The 19,147-nt window shown below is 38.5% G+C and carries 19 protein-coding genes and 1 pseudogene; 16 read left to right on the forward strand and 4 right to left on the reverse strand.

Annotated elements, in window-relative coordinates; all coding sequences use genetic code 11:
- The first annotated feature begins 23 nt into the window (after positions 1 to 23).
- From EL165_RS07220 to merA, 4 genes are read left to right on the forward strand one after another with little or no spacing between them, the layout of a single operon-like run.
- On the forward strand, positions 24 to 371 hold the full coding sequence (locus tag EL165_RS07220) for a heavy-metal-associated domain-containing protein (RefSeq protein WP_002978237.1): 348 nt from the start codon (positions 24 to 26) through the stop codon (positions 369 to 371).
- 43 nt (positions 372 to 414) lie between these two features.
- The gene (locus tag EL165_RS07225) at positions 415 to 669 is read left to right on the forward strand and encodes a hypothetical protein (protein WP_228370512.1); all 255 of its coding nucleotides are present in this window, start codon (positions 415 to 417) and stop codon (positions 667 to 669) included.
- A 19-nt stretch (positions 670 to 688) separates the two neighbouring features.
- A complete protein-coding gene (gene merB / locus EL165_RS07230; protein ID WP_002978232.1) occupies positions 689 to 1,300 on the forward strand; it encodes an organomercurial lyase in 612 nt (203 codons plus the stop codon).
- Positions 1,301 to 1,330: 30 nt separating this feature from the next.
- The gene (gene merA / locus EL165_RS07235; RefSeq protein ID WP_002978230.1) at positions 1,331 to 2,983 is read left to right on the forward strand and encodes a mercury(II) reductase; all 1,653 of its coding nucleotides are present in this window, start codon (positions 1,331 to 1,333) and stop codon (positions 2,981 to 2,983) included.
- Positions 2,984 to 3,147: 164 nt separating this feature from the next.
- Here merA and EL165_RS07240 read toward each other — a convergent pair whose 3' ends face one another.
- The 4 genes from EL165_RS07240 to EL165_RS07255 are packed head-to-tail and all read right to left on the reverse strand — an operon-like array spanning position 3,148 to position 5,834.
- The gene (locus EL165_RS07240; RefSeq protein WP_002978228.1) at positions 3,148 to 3,981 is read right to left on the reverse strand and encodes a hypothetical protein; all 834 of its coding nucleotides are present in this window, start codon (positions 3,979 to 3,981) and stop codon (positions 3,148 to 3,150) included.
- Between the two features lie 30 nt (positions 3,982 to 4,011).
- A complete protein-coding gene (locus tag EL165_RS07245; protein WP_002978226.1) occupies positions 4,012 to 4,647 on the reverse strand; it encodes a hypothetical protein in 636 nt (211 codons plus the stop codon).
- A gap of 2 nt (positions 4,648 to 4,649) precedes the next feature.
- The gene (locus EL165_RS07250) at positions 4,650 to 5,054 is read right to left on the reverse strand and encodes a DUF3408 domain-containing protein (RefSeq protein WP_002978223.1); all 405 of its coding nucleotides are present in this window, start codon (positions 5,052 to 5,054) and stop codon (positions 4,650 to 4,652) included.
- Positions 5,055 to 5,066: 12 nt separating this feature from the next.
- Entirely contained in the window at positions 5,067 to 5,834 is a 768-nt protein-coding gene (locus EL165_RS07255; protein WP_002978218.1) for a ParA family protein, read from the reverse strand.
- Positions 5,835 to 5,995: 161 nt separating this feature from the next.
- Between EL165_RS07255 and EL165_RS07260 the strand changes: the two genes are divergently transcribed.
- The 12 genes and pseudogenes from EL165_RS07260 (at position 5,996) to EL165_RS07315 (ending at position 19,143) form a co-directional block, all read left to right on the forward strand.
- A complete protein-coding gene (locus tag EL165_RS07260; RefSeq protein WP_126358600.1) occupies positions 5,996 to 6,541 on the forward strand; it encodes a hypothetical protein in 546 nt (181 codons plus the stop codon).
- A 2-nt stretch (positions 6,542 to 6,543) separates the two neighbouring features.
- Positions 6,544 to 6,975: a conjugal transfer protein MobA gene (gene mobA / locus EL165_RS07265; protein WP_002978215.1), complete on the forward strand. Its 432-nt coding sequence runs from the start codon at positions 6,544 to 6,546 to the stop codon at positions 6,973 to 6,975.
- 8 nt (positions 6,976 to 6,983) lie between these two features.
- Complete coding sequence (gene mobB / locus EL165_RS07270) at positions 6,984 to 8,270, forward strand: conjugal transfer protein MobB (protein ID WP_002978213.1); 1,287 nt, start codon at positions 6,984 to 6,986, stop codon at positions 8,268 to 8,270.
- Positions 8,271 to 8,371: 101 nt separating this feature from the next.
- Positions 8,372 to 10,372: a conjugal transfer protein MobC gene (mobC, locus tag EL165_RS07275; protein ID WP_002978211.1), complete on the forward strand. Its 2,001-nt coding sequence runs from the start codon at positions 8,372 to 8,374 to the stop codon at positions 10,370 to 10,372.
- 234 nt (positions 10,373 to 10,606) lie between these two features.
- A complete protein-coding gene (locus tag EL165_RS07280; protein WP_002978209.1) occupies positions 10,607 to 11,452 on the forward strand; it encodes a helix-turn-helix domain-containing protein in 846 nt (281 codons plus the stop codon).
- 149 nt (positions 11,453 to 11,601) lie between these two features.
- Positions 11,602 to 12,246 carry an HdeD family acid-resistance protein gene (locus EL165_RS07285; RefSeq protein WP_002978206.1) on the forward strand — a complete coding sequence of 215 codons (645 nt, stop codon included), beginning with the start codon at positions 11,602 to 11,604 and terminating at the stop codon, positions 12,244 to 12,246.
- Between the two features lie 195 nt (positions 12,247 to 12,441).
- Complete coding sequence (locus EL165_RS07290; RefSeq protein WP_002978205.1) at positions 12,442 to 13,752, forward strand: TolC family protein; 1,311 nt, start codon at positions 12,442 to 12,444, stop codon at positions 13,750 to 13,752.
- 27 nt (positions 13,753 to 13,779) lie between these two features.
- Complete coding sequence (locus EL165_RS07295) at positions 13,780 to 14,940, forward strand: HlyD family secretion protein (RefSeq protein ID WP_002978203.1); 1,161 nt, start codon at positions 13,780 to 13,782, stop codon at positions 14,938 to 14,940.
- Between the two features lie 7 nt (positions 14,941 to 14,947).
- Positions 14,948 to 16,492, forward strand: coding sequence for an MFS transporter (locus tag EL165_RS07300; RefSeq protein ID WP_002978201.1), 1,545 nt, complete (start codon positions 14,948 to 14,950; stop codon positions 16,490 to 16,492).
- A gap of 113 nt (positions 16,493 to 16,605) precedes the next feature.
- A complete protein-coding gene (locus EL165_RS07305) occupies positions 16,606 to 17,466 on the forward strand; it encodes a universal stress protein (RefSeq protein WP_002978199.1) in 861 nt (286 codons plus the stop codon).
- 10 nt (positions 17,467 to 17,476) lie between these two features.
- A complete protein-coding gene (locus EL165_RS07310) occupies positions 17,477 to 18,307 on the forward strand; it encodes a universal stress protein (RefSeq protein WP_002978197.1) in 831 nt (276 codons plus the stop codon).
- A gap of 8 nt (positions 18,308 to 18,315) precedes the next feature.
- Positions 18,316 to 19,143, forward strand: a pseudogene (locus EL165_RS07315) (RteC domain-containing protein).
- Positions 19,144 to 19,147 lie beyond the last annotated feature (4 nt).

Raw genomic sequence — 19,147 nt, forward strand, 5'->3', positions numbered from 1 at the left:
GAACTTAATTAAATAATTATACTATGAAAAAGAATTTAATTCTATTGAGTGCTTTGTTCCTAATTGGAATTGCTCAGCTTAATGCTCAATGTTGCAAACCGACTGACAGTAAAGCACAAACAGCAAATACAAACCAGCAAGAAGGTAAGACCCTGCAACTGAAAATCACGGGAATGACTTGTGCAGGTTGTTCCAACCATATTTCAAATGCCCTCAAAGAAGTGGACGGCATTATTGAACACAAAGTGGAATATCCGGGCGATTTGGCAACTATCCAGTACGACCCAAGCAAAACAAATCCTGAAGCTATCATAAAAGTAATTGAAAAAACAGGTTATAAAGCCGAAATCATTAAAGAAAATTCTAAATAATATGAAAACTGTAAAATTAATTTTAGGCATTGTTACTATCGGGATGATAGTAGCTAGTTGTAATAAAGAAGTACAGGAACCGGAAGTAAAACCAACAAATTCTTCAACTCCCGGTACTAATTCTTCCACCCCAACAGGTACTTCGACCATTTCTTACACAGATTTGAGTGCGGAACAAAGCACCATTGCGATTGGGGCAACCACAAAAGTAACAGCTACAGCAACAGGAGATGGTCTTTCTTATATCTGGAGTGCATCAGATGGCGATATTATAGGAAGTAAAGCATGTTTGCAGTAAAACCCAAAATAGAAAACTTATGAAAAATCAACGAAAATATATTGACGGTCAATTAAACGACATTCTTTTTTCTGAATTTAAGATAAAGAATAGCGATTTTATTTTACGAATATTTCAAGAATTGATGCAAGGCAGTTCTATATCTAAAAACAGATTTTATAAACTAATAAAAGTGTCCAAAGATAAAGCGGACGCTATTTTGAATAAACTGGGCGAAACCGATGTACAAGGAAATATTATTGCATTTTCTGGTCTATCTACAGTTCCTACCAAACATCGCTTTATTGTAAATGGTAAGATGTTATACACATGGTGTGTAGTAGATGCCATTCTGTTTGCTGAATGGTTAGATGTGGAAGTCAATGTTCATTCGTCCGACCCAATTGATAGTTCTCTCATAGAATTACAAATAAACGGAGGTCAGCTATTATGGACAACTCCTTATCCTTTATTTATTTCTTGGGTAGAATCTGTTGACACCTGCAATATTAAAGGGTCGCTATGTAATCACGTTTCATTTTTTGCAAGCGAAAGAACAGCAAAACAATGGTTAAAAAATAATCCTGATGGAAAAATATTGACGCTTGAGGATTTCTTTGAGCCTAAAAACATAGGAATGAAATGTTGTTAAGTATAGTCCTAAATAAATTAAAAAAATAAGATGAAAGAAGAAAAAATAAAATTGGAAATTGCAGGTATGACCTGCGACCATTGTGCCACAGGAATAAAAAAAATGCTTTCACAAAATGAGGGTGTTAAAGAAGCCAATGTGAGCTACCCAAAAGCTACTTGTGAATGTTCTTTTGACCCTACCAAAACAAGTAAAGAAGAAATCATCAATACCATTAACGGCACAAAAAACTATCGTGTAAAAAGTGAAATTTCTGAAAATGGAAATAGTAGGAATAATCAATTTGATTTAATAATTATCGGTGGTGGTTCGGCTGCATTTTCGGCAGCTATCAAAGCCGAAAGTTTAGGTTTATCGACCTTAATGGTAAACGGTGGTTTGGACTTTGGCGGTACTTGTGTCAACGTGGGTTGTGTGCCTTCTAAAAATCTTATTCGTGCAGGCGAGTCGGCTTATCACGCTACACATTCCAACTTTGAAGGCATCAAGCCAAAAGTAGTTGATATTGATTTCGCTCAAATCATCAAAGACAAGAAAAAATTAGTAGCCACACTTCAAGAGAAAAAATATATGGATGTGGTAAGCGATTTTGAAAACCTGACTATGCTAAAAGGTTGGGCAAAATTCAAAGACAACAAAACCATTTTGGTTGATGGCAAGGAATACAAAGCCTTCAAATTTTTAATTGCTGCGGGAGCTACGACCAACATTCCGACTATTGAAGGATTGGACAAAATTGACTACTTGACCAACGTTTCCCTTTTCGACTTGGAAGAAAAACCCGAAAGCTTGACCATTATGGGAGCAGGTTACATAGGTTTGGAAATTGCAATGGCGTACAATCGTTTAGGCGTTAAAGTCCGAATCATTGAATTTACCGACCGTGTTCTACGGACACAAACCCCAGACATCAGTGAAGCATTGGAAACCCAAATGCGAAAAGAAGGCATTGAAATCTTACCTAATTTCAGAGCCGTGAAATTCGAGAAACAAGGGAATGAAACCATCATTCACTGTAAATGTGCTGACGGTTCATTTACGCAAATTATAGAAAAAGGTAAGGTAGTAATTGCCACAGGCACAAAAGCCAATACAAGCCAATTAGGGTTAGATAACATTGGTTTGGAACTCACCAAAAGCGGACATATCGCTGTAAATGAAAAAATGGAAACCAATCTACCTAACATTTACGCAGCAGGTGACGTAACCAACACCCCTGCATTTGTTTATACAGCCGCTTTTGAAGGTAAAATTGCCGTTGAAAATGCGTTCTCAGGAACAGATAATAAAGCCGATTATTCTTCTTTACCTTGGGTGGTGTTTACTGACCCACAAATTGCAGGGGCAGGTTTAGATGAAGCACAGGCAGAATCAAAAGGCATTCCATTTGAAGTTTCAAAACTGGAACTTAAAGACGTACCGAGAGCCATTGCAGCAAACGACACAAGGGGTTTTATCAAACTCATTCGCAATACCGAAACTGACAAACTGATAGGTGCAAGAGTAGTTGCACCCGAAGGCGGGGAACTTATTCAACTATTAAGTATGGCTATCAAATACGGTATTACAGTAAGGGAATTGGCTGAGAGTTTCTATCCTTATTTGACATTAGGAGAAGGCATAAAATTAGCAGCCATAACATTTGGAAAGGACGTCTCAAAGTTGAGTTGTTGTGCGAGTTGATGAATAGGTTTGTGCTTTTAGCCCCTAATTTCCACCGTTTTCCAAAATTGATAGTGAGAGGAATTACTTGGCAGTGAGTGCCATTTTAATTGGTAGCTATTAGTAAGAAGCACATCGAACAAAATGATGTTCGACGTGCTTCTTACTAATCCTCTTTAAAGAGGTTACATTTTTCGCACTTTGCTTCCTTGCTCTTTTTTTGAAAAGGAAACAGACTTGTTTTGGAGTTTTTTCTTGATCGTTTTTTCTTTCAGCACCATCAGATTTTCTGTTATTATTTGTGGTAGGAATGTTTCCTTCCAGGGAATTGTCTTTGCTTCAAAATGAGATTTTAGACCTATACGCTTTAAATCTTCTTTGATATTCCAACCTCCGTTTCGGTTCCAACCAATTGGATCAAGATCTCTTTGAAAAGGAAATTGAACGGCGATAAGGTCTTTTGGAAATACCAGAATACTATCATAATCTAACTCTTGAAATTCGCGTGTTTTAGGGTTGTAGGGAATGATGTAAGCATTCGCTTCCTCGGAGAAATAATGATCTATTTCATCAAAGACAATTCCTTTTGACAAGAAATCATCTTTGGGGCGAAGCATATCCATGCGTATATCAACATAAAATGTATGACCTTCAATATTGATTGTAGGAAGCATTCCCTTTTGGGTTCTGTCATTGAATGCCGTCTGATCCACCATCAAGTCGAAGTCTGTTTTATTTTCTAATTCTTGGGGTGTTAGCTTATACTTTTCTGCCATTCCTGCTGGATCAAGCACAACGAGTTCCGGTATCTTTACTGAAGTGTCTTCTCCGTTACTTATAAGGTTCGGAATGTTCTTCTCCTGTAGACTATAGTTAAAAGCGTAGCCATCTTCTACATCGCTCATTACGTAAATTGAAATGGTATTGACTGGATTGTTTTTTTCCCTTAACTCGACCTTATTTATATCGATCAAGAAATCTGTTCCCTCGATATTTATACTGGGCAATTCTCTTTCCATACTTCGTTGTTTTAAAAGACAAAGGGAAGTCTATACAAACTCCCCAATGTCGAAATTTTCCAAATCATTTTTCCGCAAAGTGGAAGAACTGGTTTCCGTTTCAGAAGAAAGGCTACTATCCAATAGCTCTGCTATTTTACGAGAAGTGCCTTCCATAGAATTTTCCAAAAGGCTGAATAATTCGGTTCCCTGTATTTTCTGAACTATAGCTATCGCTGTTTCCTTTTGAGATTGCTCCAGTTTTTCTTTTTGAAGCAGTATCCCCACGGAGCTTAGTTCTTCAAAGGTAACCCCTTGGGCGAAACCGTTATCGCCATCGGATAATTCGTACCTATTCCATTCTTCCTCCTCTTCCCCAAAATCAGGCATATTACTGAAAACTTCGTCCAGCTCTTCCTGCGGAATTTGAATGCCGACGTTTTCATTTTCGTCGTATTCTATGTCAAAATTATCAGGATTTATTTCTGGTTTTTCAACTTGGCTTTCGGTGGCATTGTTTGGCACCGAAAGGCTTCTCTTAGGTCTAGGTTGCCCCATAATATCGGGCAGTTTAGGGTTGCTTTTTTCCTGTATCGGTTTTCTTTCTGAACTTTTTTTGATTACAATCTTGTCCTGCACAAGCAGGGCAATCACAATCAGCAGGCATATCACAATTACTATTTCCATAACTATAAAATGGGTTTAAAACGTTCGTTGAAATAATCAGTAATATCATCCCCAAACTCCCTAAAGTGGTGTTCAAGGATGTTGTCGATATAAGAATAGAGTGTAGTCTTTTCTTCTCTTGTTAATTGCACAATGCGGATTAACCTTTCGTGGTATTCGGGACGTATGTAAACGACCTTGCCGTTACGCCCCGATGGAAACCGATTGACCAAAAACGTTTCCTCATAGTCCGCTTTCTTTGATGAACTGTTACGGACTTTTTCCCTGGGCTTTGTTTCCTTTGGTACATCCTGCTTTTTGTTATTGCTCGGTGGAGCAACAGGCTCATCGCCGCTTATGATGTTCATAAGGTATTCCTCATCAACATTGGGCTTTTCAAAATCGTTGTTTTTGTTATCTGAAGCCATACTTTACTATTTTTATAGATGAGTGATTTTTAAAAATTCCTCGACAAACAAATCCATTTTAGTTGTTTTCATTAACTGTGGTTCGGCAGGCAGCAAACTTGACCGGAATACATAACTACCTGTATCGTCTGTTTCCTTTCGGAAACGCTTGCTATCCATTATTCTTGTTTCCATTATAGGCAGGTTGAGTTCTTTGATGACACTTTGATACGCATCATACAAACCTGTTTTTTCCCTGCCGTCCACTTGGTTCCAAAACAGCCACATCTCTTGTTCGGGATTGCCCTCGTCCGTTTTTGGAAGTCCGAGAAAGGCTTTGGTAAAGCTCAATGTACTTTCCACTACCAAACGGTCGGCAGTAATGGGCGAAAAGATGAAGTCCATTTTTTTTAAGGTAGTCAGTACGCCTTTGGTATTGGCTGTTCCCGGCAGGTCGAAGAAAATAACATCCGGTACAACCACCGACTGGCTTCTGTATTCCGATGCCTTCTCCAGAGCCGCTTCAGCCTTGCATTTGATAATCGGGTATGCTTTTTTGTTGATGGCTTGAAACTGCTTCATTGCCGCTTTTTTATGATAGTCGTTCTGCATTATGGTTCTCTTATCCCGTTCACGCATATTGGTCAGGCTGTGCTGCGGAAAGTCGCAGTCCATCACCAGCACATTAAAACCTAAACGGTAATGAAGCACACTTGCCAGCAAGGTGGTCATCGTAGATTTTCCCACACCGCCTTTTTGGGTGGAGAAGCTGATTTTTAAAGTTTTCTTTGTTGTTTCCATTATTTAAAAATTTATTGTTACACACTTTATTTGTTTTGCAGGATTGAATATTGATTTATCTGCTTATTACCTCATTCCTATATTCCTGCATTCCCTTTTGCATACTTTCCTGCACAGGTATTTGCTTTCATTTTTACCTTGTCAGGTACATTCTTTGGCAAGTGGCAAAACTTGCAACAGGTAAATTGCTTTACTGCTTTTATGCTTTTACACTTTTATTTTTTTATGCTTTTAAAACCCTATGCTTTTATTCCAAACCGCCTGTTTGCAAACCTGATTTTCTTCTTTGTTTAGATACATTTTTTACTACCTGTACTAAAATTATACAGCAAATAAAGCGATTGATTTGCCCGCTGATTGCGGTGTGGCAGTGTTTGGCGTTCAAAGGCAGTGTTGGCACTGCTATACAGTACAATGCTTTCGTAAACAGGGCTTTACTTTGTACAATGATTTTTATTAATGGATTTATGCAAAATTCTTTTGACAAATCGGAGGGTAACGGGAACGGCATCGAGCCGTTTTTCCCTGTTACATTTAATCCGGTTCCGCCTTTTTTGGCGGACGGATTTTTGTGTTCAACAGAACACGGCAAGTTGTGTTTTGTGCATCTCGGAATGATTTCCGATGCTCAAAACAGCTTGCCCTTTGCAGGGGGCAGAAAACACCTTCCGAAGTCAGGGTTTTGTATGGATTTTAAAATGGATTAGTGATGAACGATAACAACAAAAAACAATTGAAAAAGACCGGACGCCGCCCCAAAGAAGACCCGGCGACAATCCGCTATACGATTTCCTTTAACGAGCAGGAACACGCCCGATTTCTTGCCCTTTTTGATAAATCAGGTATGCAGGTAAAGGCGCATTTTATAACGTCCTGCATCTTTGACAAGACCATAAAGACCATTCAGATTGACAAGGGAACGGTTGATTTTTATATGCGGCTGACCTCTTTTCACAGCCAGTTCCGTTCCATCGGCGTGAACTATAATCAGATTGTAAAGCTATTGTACAAGAATTTTTCCGAGAAAAAAGCCGCAGCGTTCCTGTACAAACTGGAAAAACAGACGGCTGAAATGGCGATGCTATGCCAAAAAATTATCCAAATAAGCGAGGAATTTGAAGCCAAATACCTGAAAAAATAGCGGTAGAAATGATAGCAAAAATTGGAAGAAGCGCAAATTTATACGGTGCATTGGCGTACAATCAGCTTAAAGTAGAGAATGAAAACGGGCAGATTTTGTTTGCCAATAAGATGATTGAAACGGCAAGCGGTCATTATTCCGTGGCACAATTAGCCCAGTCTTTTGCACCTTACCTGATAGCCAACCGCAATACCGAGAAACATACGCTTCATATTTCGCTCAATCCTGACCCGAACGACAAGGTAAGCGATGATAAGTTTAGGGAAATGGCAGAACAGTATATGCGGGAAATGGGTTACGGCGAACAGCCTTTTGTCGTGTTCAAACACACGGATATTGACCGCAGCCATATACACATTGTATCGGTTTGCGTGGACGAGCAGGGCAAAAAGATTTCGGACAAATTCGAGAAAATGCGGTCTATGAATGTATGCCGTGAACTGGAAAGAAAACACGGGTTGATACCCGCAACAGACAAAGAGCGCAATCAGAATGATAAGGTTTTCCGTCCGGTAGATTATCGGGCAGGCGATGTAAAAAGCCAAATTGCTTCGGTCGTTCGCCACCTCCCGAATTACTACCAGTACCAAACTTTGGGCGAATACAATGCCCTGCTTTCCCTGTTCAATATTACCGCCGAGAAAATCGAGGGCGAATTGCAGGGAGAGATGAAGCAGGGCTTAATATATATTCCGCTAAATGAAAAAGGCGAAAGAGCCGGGCATCCGTTCAAGGCTTCGCTGTTCGGAAAGAGCGCAGGGCTTCCGGCTTTGGAACTGCATTTTGCGAAATGCAAAACGGCTTTGAAAGATAGCCCCACCAAACAGACCCTAAAATCTGCCGTTACCATTGCCCTGAAAACCACGAGCGATGAACAGGCATTTAAAAAGCAGTTGGCGGAACAGGGTATTAACGTTGTGGTGCGCCGAAATGATACAGGGCGTATTTATGGCATCACATTTATAGACCACAATTCCAAAGCAGTTTGGAACGGTTCACATTTGGCAACAGAACTTTCTGCCAACACCTTTAATGATTATTGGAACAATAACATCAAACCGAATATTAAAGAACCTGCCGTTTTACAACCCAAATTATCCACATCAAATGATGCGGATCTTCCTGCGGAAGAACCACACCATTTGTTCGACTTCTTACATACTGAAAAACACGAAGACGGTTTGATTGAAGCACTGGGCGGCTTGCTTCCCGAAGCCCAGGGCGAAGATTACGAAGAACAGGACTTTGCCAATAAAATGAAGAAGAAAAGAAAACGCCAAAGAGGTCAGAAGTAATATTCAGCCAAACACTGCCACAGAACGCCACTGGCTGCCACATTCTTAGAGCCACTCCATAGAGCCTTTAAATTCACGCCCGAACATTAAAACTTTAGATAATGCAGGGAGAAGACGATTTAAGAGGGCTTGCCAAGATAATGGCTTTTATGCGGGCAGTCAGTATTCTTTTGGTGCTGATGCACCTTTATTGGTTCTGCTACGGTTTCTTTTTAGAACGTGGTTGGACGTTGGAAGTAATCAACAAAATATTAGGGAATTTTCAGCGAACGGCAGGGCTGTTTTCGCATACCCTATATACCAAAGCCTTTGCTTTGGTTTTGTTGGCTTTGAGCTGTTTGGGAACAAAGGGCGTAAAGAATGAAAAAATAACGTGGACTAAAATCTACGTGGCGTTGGGCGTTGGTTTTGTGCTGTTCTTTCTGAATACGCCTTTATTAAAGCTACCTCCGGTAATCGGTACATTTCTCTATATCCTTACCATTTCGTTAGGATATATCGCCTTGCTAATGGCAGGTGTTTGGATGAGCCGATTGCTCCGTACCAACCTGATGGACGACGTTTTCAACAACGAAAATGAAAGTTTTCAGCAGGAAACAAGGTTGATGCAAAATGAATATTCTGTCAATCTACCCACGAAGTTTTACTACAAAAACAAATGGAATGACGGTTGGATAAACGTAGTCAATCCTTTTCGGGCAACGATTGTGCTGGGAACACCCGGTTCCGGTAAATCTTATGCTATCGTAAACAACTATATCAAGCAACAGATTGAGAAAGGTTTCAGTATGTATATATACGACTTCAAATTCGACGACCTTTCCACGATTGCTTACAATCATCTACTGAAGAACAGGGATAAATACAAAGTTCAGCCGAAATTTTACGTGATAAACTTTGACGACCCACGCAAGAGCCACCGTTGCAATCCACTTAATCCCGATTTTATGACGGACATTTCGGATGCCTACGAAGCGGCTTATACCATAATGTTGAACCTCAACAGGTCGTGGATACAGAAGCAAGGGGATTTCTTCGTGGAAAGCCCGATTATTCTATTGGCAGCCATTATTTGGTATCTGAAAATCTATGATAACGGCAAATATTGTACATTCCCACACGCCATAGAATTACTAAATAAAAAGTATTCAGACGTATTCACGATTTTAACCTCCTATCCCGATTTGGAAAATTACTTATCGCCTTTTATGGATGCGTGGCAAGGCGGAGCACAAGACCAATTACAGGGACAAATCGCATCGGCTAAAATTCCATTGTCAAGAATGATTAGCCCGCAGTTGTATTGGGTTATGACAGGCGATGATTTTTCGCTGGACATCAATAACCCAAAAGAGCCGAAAATTTTGTGTGTGGGCAACAATCCCGACCGCCAAAATATCTACTCCGCAGCTTTGGGTTTATACAATTCGAGGATTGTAAAACTGATTAATAAAAAGGGACAGCTAAAGAGTTCCGTTATCATAGATGAGTTGCCTACGATTTACTTCAGGGGACTGGATAACCTTATCGCAACGGCGAGAAGTAATAAAGTGGCTGTATGCTTGGGCTTTCAGGACTTTTCGCAATTAACACGTGATTACGGCGACAAAGAGAGCAAGGTTATTCAGAATACCGTAGGTAATGTTTTCTCCGGTCAGGTTGTTGGAGAAACCGCAAAGAGCCTGTCAGAACGCTTCGGGAAAGTATTGCAGAAACGCCAAAGTATGACTATTAACCGTAACGATAAATCAACTTCTATTTCTACGCAATTAGACAGCCTTATTCCGGCTTCCAAAATTTCAACCTTAACACAGGGGATGTTTGTCGGTTCTGTATCGGATAACTTCGATGAACGTATCGAGCAAAAAATATTTCACGCAGAAATCGTGGTAGATAATGAAAGAGTTTCCGCAGAAACCAAAGCATATCAAAATATACCGCAGATTTTATCTTTTGTAGATGAGCAGGGCGAGGATAAAATGAAACAGGAGATTGAAAGCAATTACCGTCAGATAAAATCGCACATTCTGCATATCGTTGAAAATGAAATGGAGCGTATCAAGAACGACCCGAACTTACAGCATTTGGTGCAGGAGGGATAGTTTATTAATCAAACAAGACCATTCGGGATACGTTGTTTGATTAATAAGCCATCATCATAGAATATAGTTTTGTGAATACTAAATTAAAGCCTTTCGGGGCTAAATTTGTATACTTTTTTTACTTTTGTATTTTATACTCAGCGATTATTCGATTTTACCTTAAACCTTTAAAATTTATTTTTTATATTTTTACGGTAACGCTCAATATCTGATTAACTTAACAACAACCATTGGATGATAAGTGTATTTACAGAACGTGCATTATTACGGAAAGTGAAAGTAGGGGACTCTTTTAGCCCCCAAAAGACTACTATTGTTATCATTGAAAAGGGAAGCATCAGCATCAAATCCAATGAGTTGATACATCACTACAAAAAAGGAAATTTGGGTATGATAATACCCAATAATGTATATAAGGTAAATGCCTTTACAGATGATGTGAAAGCATATTTTATTTTAATAGACAGGGATGAGCTAAACAATAAAACTTCTTTTGCTTTCAATAAATATGAAATGCAGCAAGCACTTCGCAGCAGTAACAATAATATTGAGAAAGTTTCAGATAATGCTTTTGCTCATATACTCAACTTATGTGAACAGCTTTTTTATTATAATCAGGAAGAAAAAGAAATCACGTTTAGCCAGCAGATAAAGCTGTCTTTATTCACATCGCTGGTGTATATTTTGGTGGGAGACTTTTTACAGGGAAAAGGAAAGGACATAAACATTCTTGAAAATTCAAGAAAAGAAAGCATCACGATGAAGTTCCTGCAATTGGTAAGCATAAATTTCATGAAAGAAAAAGAGCTTAAATTCTATGCCGACAAATTGTTGATTTCTTCCAAATACCTTTCCAATACCGTCAGGGAAATAACCAATCAGCCACCGTCCAAATTTATTACCGAAGCATTGCTGAACAATGCAAAAATCCTGCTGCTCAATTCCGACAACTCTATTAAAGAAATATCCAACGAGCTTGATTTTTCTGACCAATACGCATTTGGCAAATTCTTTAAGAAGCACACAGGACTTAGCCCCTCTAATTTCAAGAAAACGAATAAATTAGTCGATGCCATTTAGCATCGAACACACCCTTTCCTTTAATAGTAGTATTTAGTCTGTGCAGATACTGTTTGAACCTCTTTTTAGGCATTATAAACCTTTACTGAAAGTCCTGCAAACCCGAACTTTGCATCAGTATTAAAATTTACATCTTAAAAAGACAGTCTATGGCAATATTTTTTAAAACAATCCGAAACACCATAAAGCATTGGTATGTACCTGCTATCATCGGGGCATTATTTATTGTATTGGGCGGTTATCTGTTTACAGTCCCTGAATCTGCTTATCTTTCATTGGTTATGCTTTTCAGTATATCGTTTTTGGCAAGCGGCATTATGGAAATTTTCTTTTCCGTACAAAACAAGGACGAGTTAGACGGTTGGGGCTGGTATTTGGCAAGTGGAATATTCACACTGCTGATAGGTGTCATATTGATAACCAAACCAGTCGTTGCAGCTACCACATTGCCATTTTTTATTGGGTTCAGCTTATTGTTCCGGTCATTTCAGGGGCTTGGTTTCGCTTTTGAGCTGAAAAACTATGGCGTGTTGCGTTGGGGAAATCTGGCAATTGTAAGCGTACTCGGTATCATCCTTTCATTTTTATTGATTGTCAATCCAATCTTTGCCGGAATCTCTTTAGTGGTAATGACAGCTTTGTCTTTCATATTTGCAGGTATTGTAAGTATTGTATTAGCGTTTCAACTGAAAAAACTGAAAACATTTCCTGAAAGAATCAACAAAGAACTAAAGGAGAAAATTGAACATCTAAAAGAAGAATACTATAAAAATATCCAATCCGAGGATAAATAGAAAATAGTTGCACATTTATCCTTAAATGGTATGCAAGGGCAGTCTTTTGTGGGTTGCCTTTTTTATTGGTATGTTTCGGAAAGCATTAGCAACATACCGTTTGAACCTCTTTTTGTGAATTACTAACCTTTTATGAAGACCCTTTCATTCAGAACTTTGCCAAGTAATATTTAAGTAATTAATGACAAGTTCAAAATGAAAAAAATCACTATGCTATTGTTAGGGCTTTTTGTTTTTTCGCAAACAATCTATGCCCAGCAAGGTCAAGAAAGAACGATAACCATTAAAGAGTTATTTGAGCTGACCAAAGAAAATCATCCGAATCTGAAAGTTTCCAAAACAGATATTGCCATAGCAAAGCAAGATGTAGAAGTTGCTAAAAACGCACAACTCCCTACTTTGAATGCGGCTTTGCAAGGATATTATCTTGGGGATGCCCACATTATTGATAAGGATTTTTCCAATTCCACAAGAGTAGATATGCCACATTTCGGCAATACTTTTTCGATAGATGCCAGTCAGTTGATATGGAAAGGCGGAATGGTAAAAAATGGTATCAAAGCCCAATCTTTGAAAGAAGAATTAACAGAGCTGAATTATCAGTCGAACGAACAAAGCATCAAACTTTTGGTGTTGGGCTACTATCTGGATTTGTATCAACTACTGAACCAAAAATCAGTATATCAGCAGAATATCCAATTGGCGGAACAACGCTTGCAAAACATCAATAAGTTTTATAATCAGGGAATGGTTACGAGAAATGATGTTATCCGCGGCGAACTGCAATTGTCTAATCTTAAACTTGCTTTACAGGTCGTAGAAAATAACCGTCAAATTCTCAATAAACAGCTTACCACCGCTTTGGGATTGTCCGAAAATACACAGATTGTGCCCGACGAAACCATACTTAGCAATGTTCCTAAAGCTTTATTGATGGAAGATTACAGAGCATTCGCACAAAATCATCCAACCATATTGATGACAAAAAAGGCAGTTGATATTTATGAAACCTCCGAAAAGATAACCCGTGCAGAAATGATGCCTTCGTTATCTGCATTTGCAGGAAATCAGCTGGCACGTCCGATTACTACATCAACGCCTGCTCTGGATATGTACACTAACGGATGGAGTGCCGGACTTTCACTGAATTTTAATATTGACGCACTGTACAAAACCCCTAAAAAAATCAAACAGGTGCGTTTTGAAAAAGACAAAGCCATTGCACAGGCAAACGAAGCTGAACAGATGATTGACGTTGCTGTAAATGCCGCTTACATTAAATACAATGAAGCCGTTACTCAGAACAATACACTTGAAACAAACAAAGAACTATCCGATGAAAATTATCGCATTATGAACAGTAAATACAACAACCAGTTGGCTATTTTATTGGATTTGATTGATGCAAGTAATCAGAAATTAGACGCAGAGTTACAGTTTGCTAATTCGGAAATAAGCATCGTTTATGCGTACTACAAATTATTAAAAGAAAGCGGAAATTTATAATAAATTGATAAACTTAAAGATAAAACAATGTCAGAAAATATAGAAAACAACAATCAGGAAAACACACCGCAACCGACTGGACAATCTGCGGAAAAGCAAAAGGTAAACAAGCAGAAAACCAAACAAAAAAAGACCAAAATCATCAATATTTTGATAGTCATTTTGGTTTTGGGCGGACTTTATTTTGTGGTAAAATCCTATTTCAATGTCGGGAACGACAAATACACCAATGCCGCACAGGTAGAATCGTTCATCAACCCGATAAATACAAGGGTTTCGGCTTATATCACTGAAATCCGTTTTGTGGAACATCAATATGTGAAAAAAGGTGATACATTATTGATATTGGACGACCGTGAAATACAAACTCAATTAGGACAGGCAGAAGCTACTTATATGTCGGCTTTGGCTTCTAAAAACGCAACATCCAGTTCGGTAAAAACAGCGACCAACAATGTAAATACCGTTGGAGCAAATGTGCAGGCAGCAAAAGCGAATATAGAAGCTACGAAAGCAAGACTGTGGAATGCGGAACAGAATTTTAATCGTTACAAAAACCTCTTGGCAGACGAAGCAGTAACCCGTCAGCAATTTGACCAGATAAAGACTGATTTCGAGGCACAAAAAGCCCAGTTGGAAGCCCAGATTTCGCAATATCAATCCGTGATTAATTCTAAAACTACGAGCGAATTATCAGTAAACGAAGTACAATCGCGATTGGGAATGAACGATGCTGACATCAAACGAACGCAGAGTGCTTTGGATATGGCAAAACTGAACCTTTCTTATACCGTTATCACAGCTCCCCACGATGGCATTATGGGAAGAAGAACAGTCAATGTAGGGCAGTTGTTAAACCCAAGCCAACAGGTTGGAACTATCGTGGACATCAATAACATTTGGGTAACGGCTAATTACCGTGAAAAACAAATGGGCAACGTACAGATAGGCGGTTTGGCAAAAATACAGGTAGATGCACTGGGCGGTAAAGAATTTGAGGGAAAAATAACCGCTGTATCAGGTGCAACAGGTGCGAGATATGCCGCTGTTCCGGTGGATAACTCAACAGGAAATTTTGTGAAAGTGCAACAGCGTATTCCGGTACGTATTGAATTTACAGATAAGAATAAACCCGAAGACTTGAAATTGCTTCGTGCAGGAATGAATGTAGAAGTGAACTTAAAATAACAGGAAGATGTACAATAAAGGTCCATTTGCAAGCTGGGTTCCCAAACCTTTGATGCTGTTGCTGATTTTGACGATATTATTCTCGATGATGACCGTTTCCGGAGTATATACAAGTGTCATTACGGATATTACGGGAGCAATGGCTACCTATACGGAATATATCTCGCTTGCCAATAACGCAGGTACAATTGGTATGGGCTGCGCCATAATGATACTGATGCGTGTCAAGATGCGTTTCCGTACCAAAGAAATCATTTCAGTGTCAGCTATTATCCTTGCTATATTATCATATATGTGCGGTACTACAGATAGTCCTGTTGTTCTGATAAGTTGCAGTTTTCTCATAGGTTTTTTCAAGATGTTTCCGCTGATAGAAATGGTATTACCCATTATGTTCATCATTGCTCCGACAGGAGACCGTGGAAAATTCTATGCTGTATTCTACCCCTTGTCCATTGGATTTGGGCAGCTTTCGGCTTATTATTTTTCTACAATGGTGTTCAATGGTAGCTGGCAGACACCTTATATGTTTATGTCCGCTACGATGCTTGTAATTGCGGCAGTATCGCTTATTTTTCAACATAACCAACGATTTGGTTTCAAAATGCCACTGTATCAGATAGACTGGCTGTCACTTGTTTTGATAGCAACCTCCTTTATGTCGCTTAATTACTTTTTTGTGTTTATGAAACAACAGGGGTGGTTTATTTCGCCTTACATTTCGGGTTCATTGATTATCGGAGTGGTTCTTTTTGTAGCATTGATATACAGGCAGAAATCGCTCAAACGAAAGATGATTGATTTCGGAGCATTTAAAAAGAAAAATGTTATCCACGCTACCATATTATTGTTCTTTCTCGGGCTATATCTGGCAAGCACATCGGTATATTCACAATATACAGTTGGTGTATTAGGGTATAATAACCTGATTAACGCACATATCAATCTTTGGATGATACCCGGTATCGTCATTGCGGGAATATTGGCATTTTTCGGTTTTAAAAATAAATGGTACATCAAGTATTATATCGCTTTTGGATTTGTGTGTTTTGCTCTGCATACATTAAGTCTTTACCTGATTATACAACCGCAGATGGACATCCGCTACCTCGAATATGCGACGGTACTGAAAGGATTGGGAATGGGCATCCTGTTCATTGGGTTATGGTTTTACGCTACCCTCAACCTGCAAATGAATGAAATGATGGGAATAATGGTTATATTAATTGTGGTAAGGTCTTTTCTGGCTACCTCATTAGGCAGTGCAATTATCGGATGGGCAACTTATCAGTCACAGTGGCAAAGTCTGACCGACATTTCGATGTATCTCGATGCCGGGGAAATTCCGAACGGAATGGCAATATACCAAAACATCAGCCTCAATGCGTTAATGGCTTCCGGGAAAATCGTATTGGGAACATTAACCTGGCTGATTGTCCCTATACTGATATTTATTGCTACACATTCTTACGGAAGTTTCCACTACAAACGGGTGGTGCTGTTCCGCAAAGCGATACGGGGAAATTCAATCAAAGGTTATCGTTTATCTTAATACAAATTATTATGAAATGAAGCATAAGAAAATATTCATTTCCATACCCAAAACAATGAATATTTTCTTATGCGAAATTCCATCTGACCATTAAAAACAATAAAAATAAACAGATGAAAAAAATACTTTTTCTGACAGATTTTTCAGAAGTAGCAAAGAACGCATTTTTATATGCCCTATCGCTTGCAGATAATTTTAACTCGGAATTGCACATTCTGCATATTACACCTATTATTGAACCGAAGACGGACGAGGAACGCTATCGGGTACACCCTTTGGCACAGATGTTCAACGATTCGCTGGAAAATGATGAGTGGAACGAATTTAAGACAGAAGCAAAAAAATTGGAGCAGTTGGCTCATAACAACAATAAGCTTCACGTTCCCGTAGAGTTCCATTTTGAAAATGGCTATTTCCAAGATGTAATTGAGAGCCATATCGTAGAAAAATCAATTGACCTGATTGTAATGGGTACGTCGGGGAATAACACTATAGACAAAAAACTGTTCGGCTCGCACGCAGTAAGGCTGATTGACAGTGGTTTTGATATACCGATATTGGCAGTGCCTGCAAAAGCCGTTTTTACCTCTACGGGGGCGTTTGCCGTTGCGGTAATGCTCGTTGAAAATGAATGTGTCATTATCAGGCGGATTGCCACAAAACTCTCCCCGTCAGAGACACCTTTAAAATGTGTACACATAGTCGATACAGAAGAAAAAGCTATGGCTGCACAACAAAAGAAAGCACATTGGCTTACAAATTTTGAGGGTCTTGATGTTCAGGTGGATATTGTTATTGATACGGATATAGAAGACGGCTTGACAAAGTATGTAGAAGATAACTATATCAATATCCTAAGCATCATACATAGACAATTACCCTTTATGAAAAGATTGTTCAATATAAACCATAGTAAAAGGCTGCTACGTCTTTCTGAAACGGCAATGCTGATATATAATGTAGAAGATAAATAAAACATTTGTTATGGAAATAAAACCAAAAATTCTTTTGCCTGTTGATTTTTATTCAACATCAGACAATACTTTCTTATATGCAATAGCATTTGCAGAACAGTTCAATGCAGATGTTCATATACTAACCGTGTTGGAAGATACGGCTGAACCGGAACAAAACAATCAATTCAGAAAAGGGCTGAAAGAACGTGAAATAGAACTGTTCTATCAACAGATAAAAAGCTATAAGAATACTTCGGAAGTAAACCTTTCTTTCGGACTGACAAAGGAAAGTTTCACGGACGCAATCATTAACTATTTACAGAACAACGCGATAGATTTCCTGATAATCGGATATGACACCAACGGAATAAAATCCAATTCACAAATTAGGCAGGAAATATCAGAGAAGAATTATAAAGTCAATGTGCCGATTATCATCGTTCCGGAAAAAGCTACTTTCAGTATAGAAAACAATATCGCTTTCGATGTACGACTACATAGTGAAGAATGTGAATTATTGAAAAAGCTCGCCGTTGATTTCAACAAAAAAGGCAGGTTAGTGCATTGTATACATATAGCAGACTCCCAAAAATCGTTTAACGAGGCAGTAGCTAAAAAAGATGCTTGGCTGAATAAGATTAATCAGACCAACCTAAGTTTGGATATACTCTTATCCAAAAATATAATGAACGGGCTAAAGAAGATAATTGAGAAATATAATATTCAGGTGCTCACTATGATAAACAGTTCTGCTAATGAAATCCAGACCTTGCTAAGAACACAGGTGGAAGCCCTTACTGTGCTAAGTCCCAAAGCAGTTTATGTTTATATTTCTACTAATCAAAGAATTGATTTTTAAATGGTATTATGCTGGATAAATTTTATAATGAAACACTACATAAACTGGAAACGGCTATCAACGAATTGGAGATTGAAGCAGATAATTGCTCGATACAACGAGTTGAAGCCATAATTCAACTTATTATCCAAACCCTGTCCAAATTAAAGGAGTATGTTTTAAAACGAGGGTTTAAAAATACTGATGAGGAAATCCATTTTTTCAAACATCAGAAACCTGTCATTGTTTCAAAGCTGATTTATTACAATGCTATCTATAAAATAGAAAGCAAAAAGCCTTATGGTGCAAAGCAGATAAAGAAATTTCTTAACAAAGAATTGAAAAAACTCAAAAAATTCTTTGACAACAATATTGACTTTTACAAGTATTACCGTAGTGGCAATTCTTTTCTTGATGAAAATTTCTTTATTCGTGGAAAACACGATATAAGGATGTGGTTGGATACGTTTTATTTTGAGGCAGACCACCGTTTTTCCACTTCTCACGATTAGAAGGTCGCCAAAATAATTGCCAATGACCTGATACAAGTTTATCTTGAAGACCAGCTAAATAGCAATCATAAAAAGGTATCTGATAGTTCTTCACTCCATTGGACAGGAAGTAAAACGGCATTGACCGAGTTGATTTATGCACTCTACGCACAAGGCGTATTCAACAACGGAAATACCGATATAAAATTGATTGCCAAAACATTTGAAACTGCCTTTAATATTGATTTGGGCGATTTCTATCATACATTTATGGAATTGAAAGCCCGAAAAATAAACCGTACCAAATTCCTCGACAGCCTGTGTGAAGCTCTGATAAAGAAAATGGACGAACAAGACGAGAGGTAATATT

It is taken from the genome of Chryseobacterium gleum (assembly GCF_900636535.1).
Lineage (GTDB): Bacteria > Bacteroidota > Bacteroidia > Flavobacteriales > Weeksellaceae > Chryseobacterium > Chryseobacterium gleum.

Coding starts and splice junctions, on each gene's coding strand:
- mobC (WP_002978211.1), top strand. CDS start 8,372: ATGCAGGGAGAAGACGATTTAAGAGGGCTTGCCAAGATAATGGCTTTT.
- EL165_RS07280 (WP_002978209.1), top strand. CDS start 10,607: ATGATAAGTGTATTTACAGAACGTGCATTATTACGGAAAGTGAAAGTA.
- EL165_RS07250 (WP_002978223.1), bottom strand. CDS start 5,054: ATGGCTTCAGATAACAAAAACAACGATTTTGAAAAGCCCAATGTTGAT.
- merB (WP_002978232.1), top strand. CDS start 689: ATGAAAAATCAACGAAAATATATTGACGGTCAATTAAACGACATTCTT.
- EL165_RS07240 (WP_002978228.1), bottom strand. CDS start 3,981: ATGGAAAGAGAATTGCCCAGTATAAATATCGAGGGAACAGATTTCTTG.
- EL165_RS07220 (WP_002978237.1), top strand. CDS start 24: ATGAAAAAGAATTTAATTCTATTGAGTGCTTTGTTCCTAATTGGAATT.
- merA (WP_002978230.1), top strand. CDS start 1,331: ATGAAAGAAGAAAAAATAAAATTGGAAATTGCAGGTATGACCTGCGAC.
- EL165_RS07225 (WP_228370512.1), top strand. CDS start 415: ATGATAGTAGCTAGTTGTAATAAAGAAGTACAGGAACCGGAAGTAAAA.
- mobA (WP_002978215.1), top strand. CDS start 6,544: ATGAACGATAACAACAAAAAACAATTGAAAAAGACCGGACGCCGCCCC.
- EL165_RS07285 (WP_002978206.1), top strand. CDS start 11,602: ATGGCAATATTTTTTAAAACAATCCGAAACACCATAAAGCATTGGTAT.
- EL165_RS07290 (WP_002978205.1), top strand. CDS start 12,442: ATGAAAAAAATCACTATGCTATTGTTAGGGCTTTTTGTTTTTTCGCAA.
- EL165_RS07255 (WP_002978218.1), bottom strand. CDS start 5,834: ATGGAAACAACAAAGAAAACTTTAAAAATCAGCTTCTCCACCCAAAAA.
- mobB (WP_002978213.1), top strand. CDS start 6,984: ATGATAGCAAAAATTGGAAGAAGCGCAAATTTATACGGTGCATTGGCG.
- EL165_RS07295 (WP_002978203.1), top strand. CDS start 13,780: ATGTCAGAAAATATAGAAAACAACAATCAGGAAAACACACCGCAACCG.
- EL165_RS07305 (WP_002978199.1), top strand. CDS start 16,606: ATGAAAAAAATACTTTTTCTGACAGATTTTTCAGAAGTAGCAAAGAAC.
- EL165_RS07310 (WP_002978197.1), top strand. CDS start 17,477: ATGGAAATAAAACCAAAAATTCTTTTGCCTGTTGATTTTTATTCAACA.
- EL165_RS07245 (WP_002978226.1), bottom strand. CDS start 4,647: ATGGAAATAGTAATTGTGATATGCCTGCTGATTGTGATTGCCCTGCTT.
- EL165_RS07300 (WP_002978201.1), top strand. CDS start 14,948: ATGTACAATAAAGGTCCATTTGCAAGCTGGGTTCCCAAACCTTTGATG.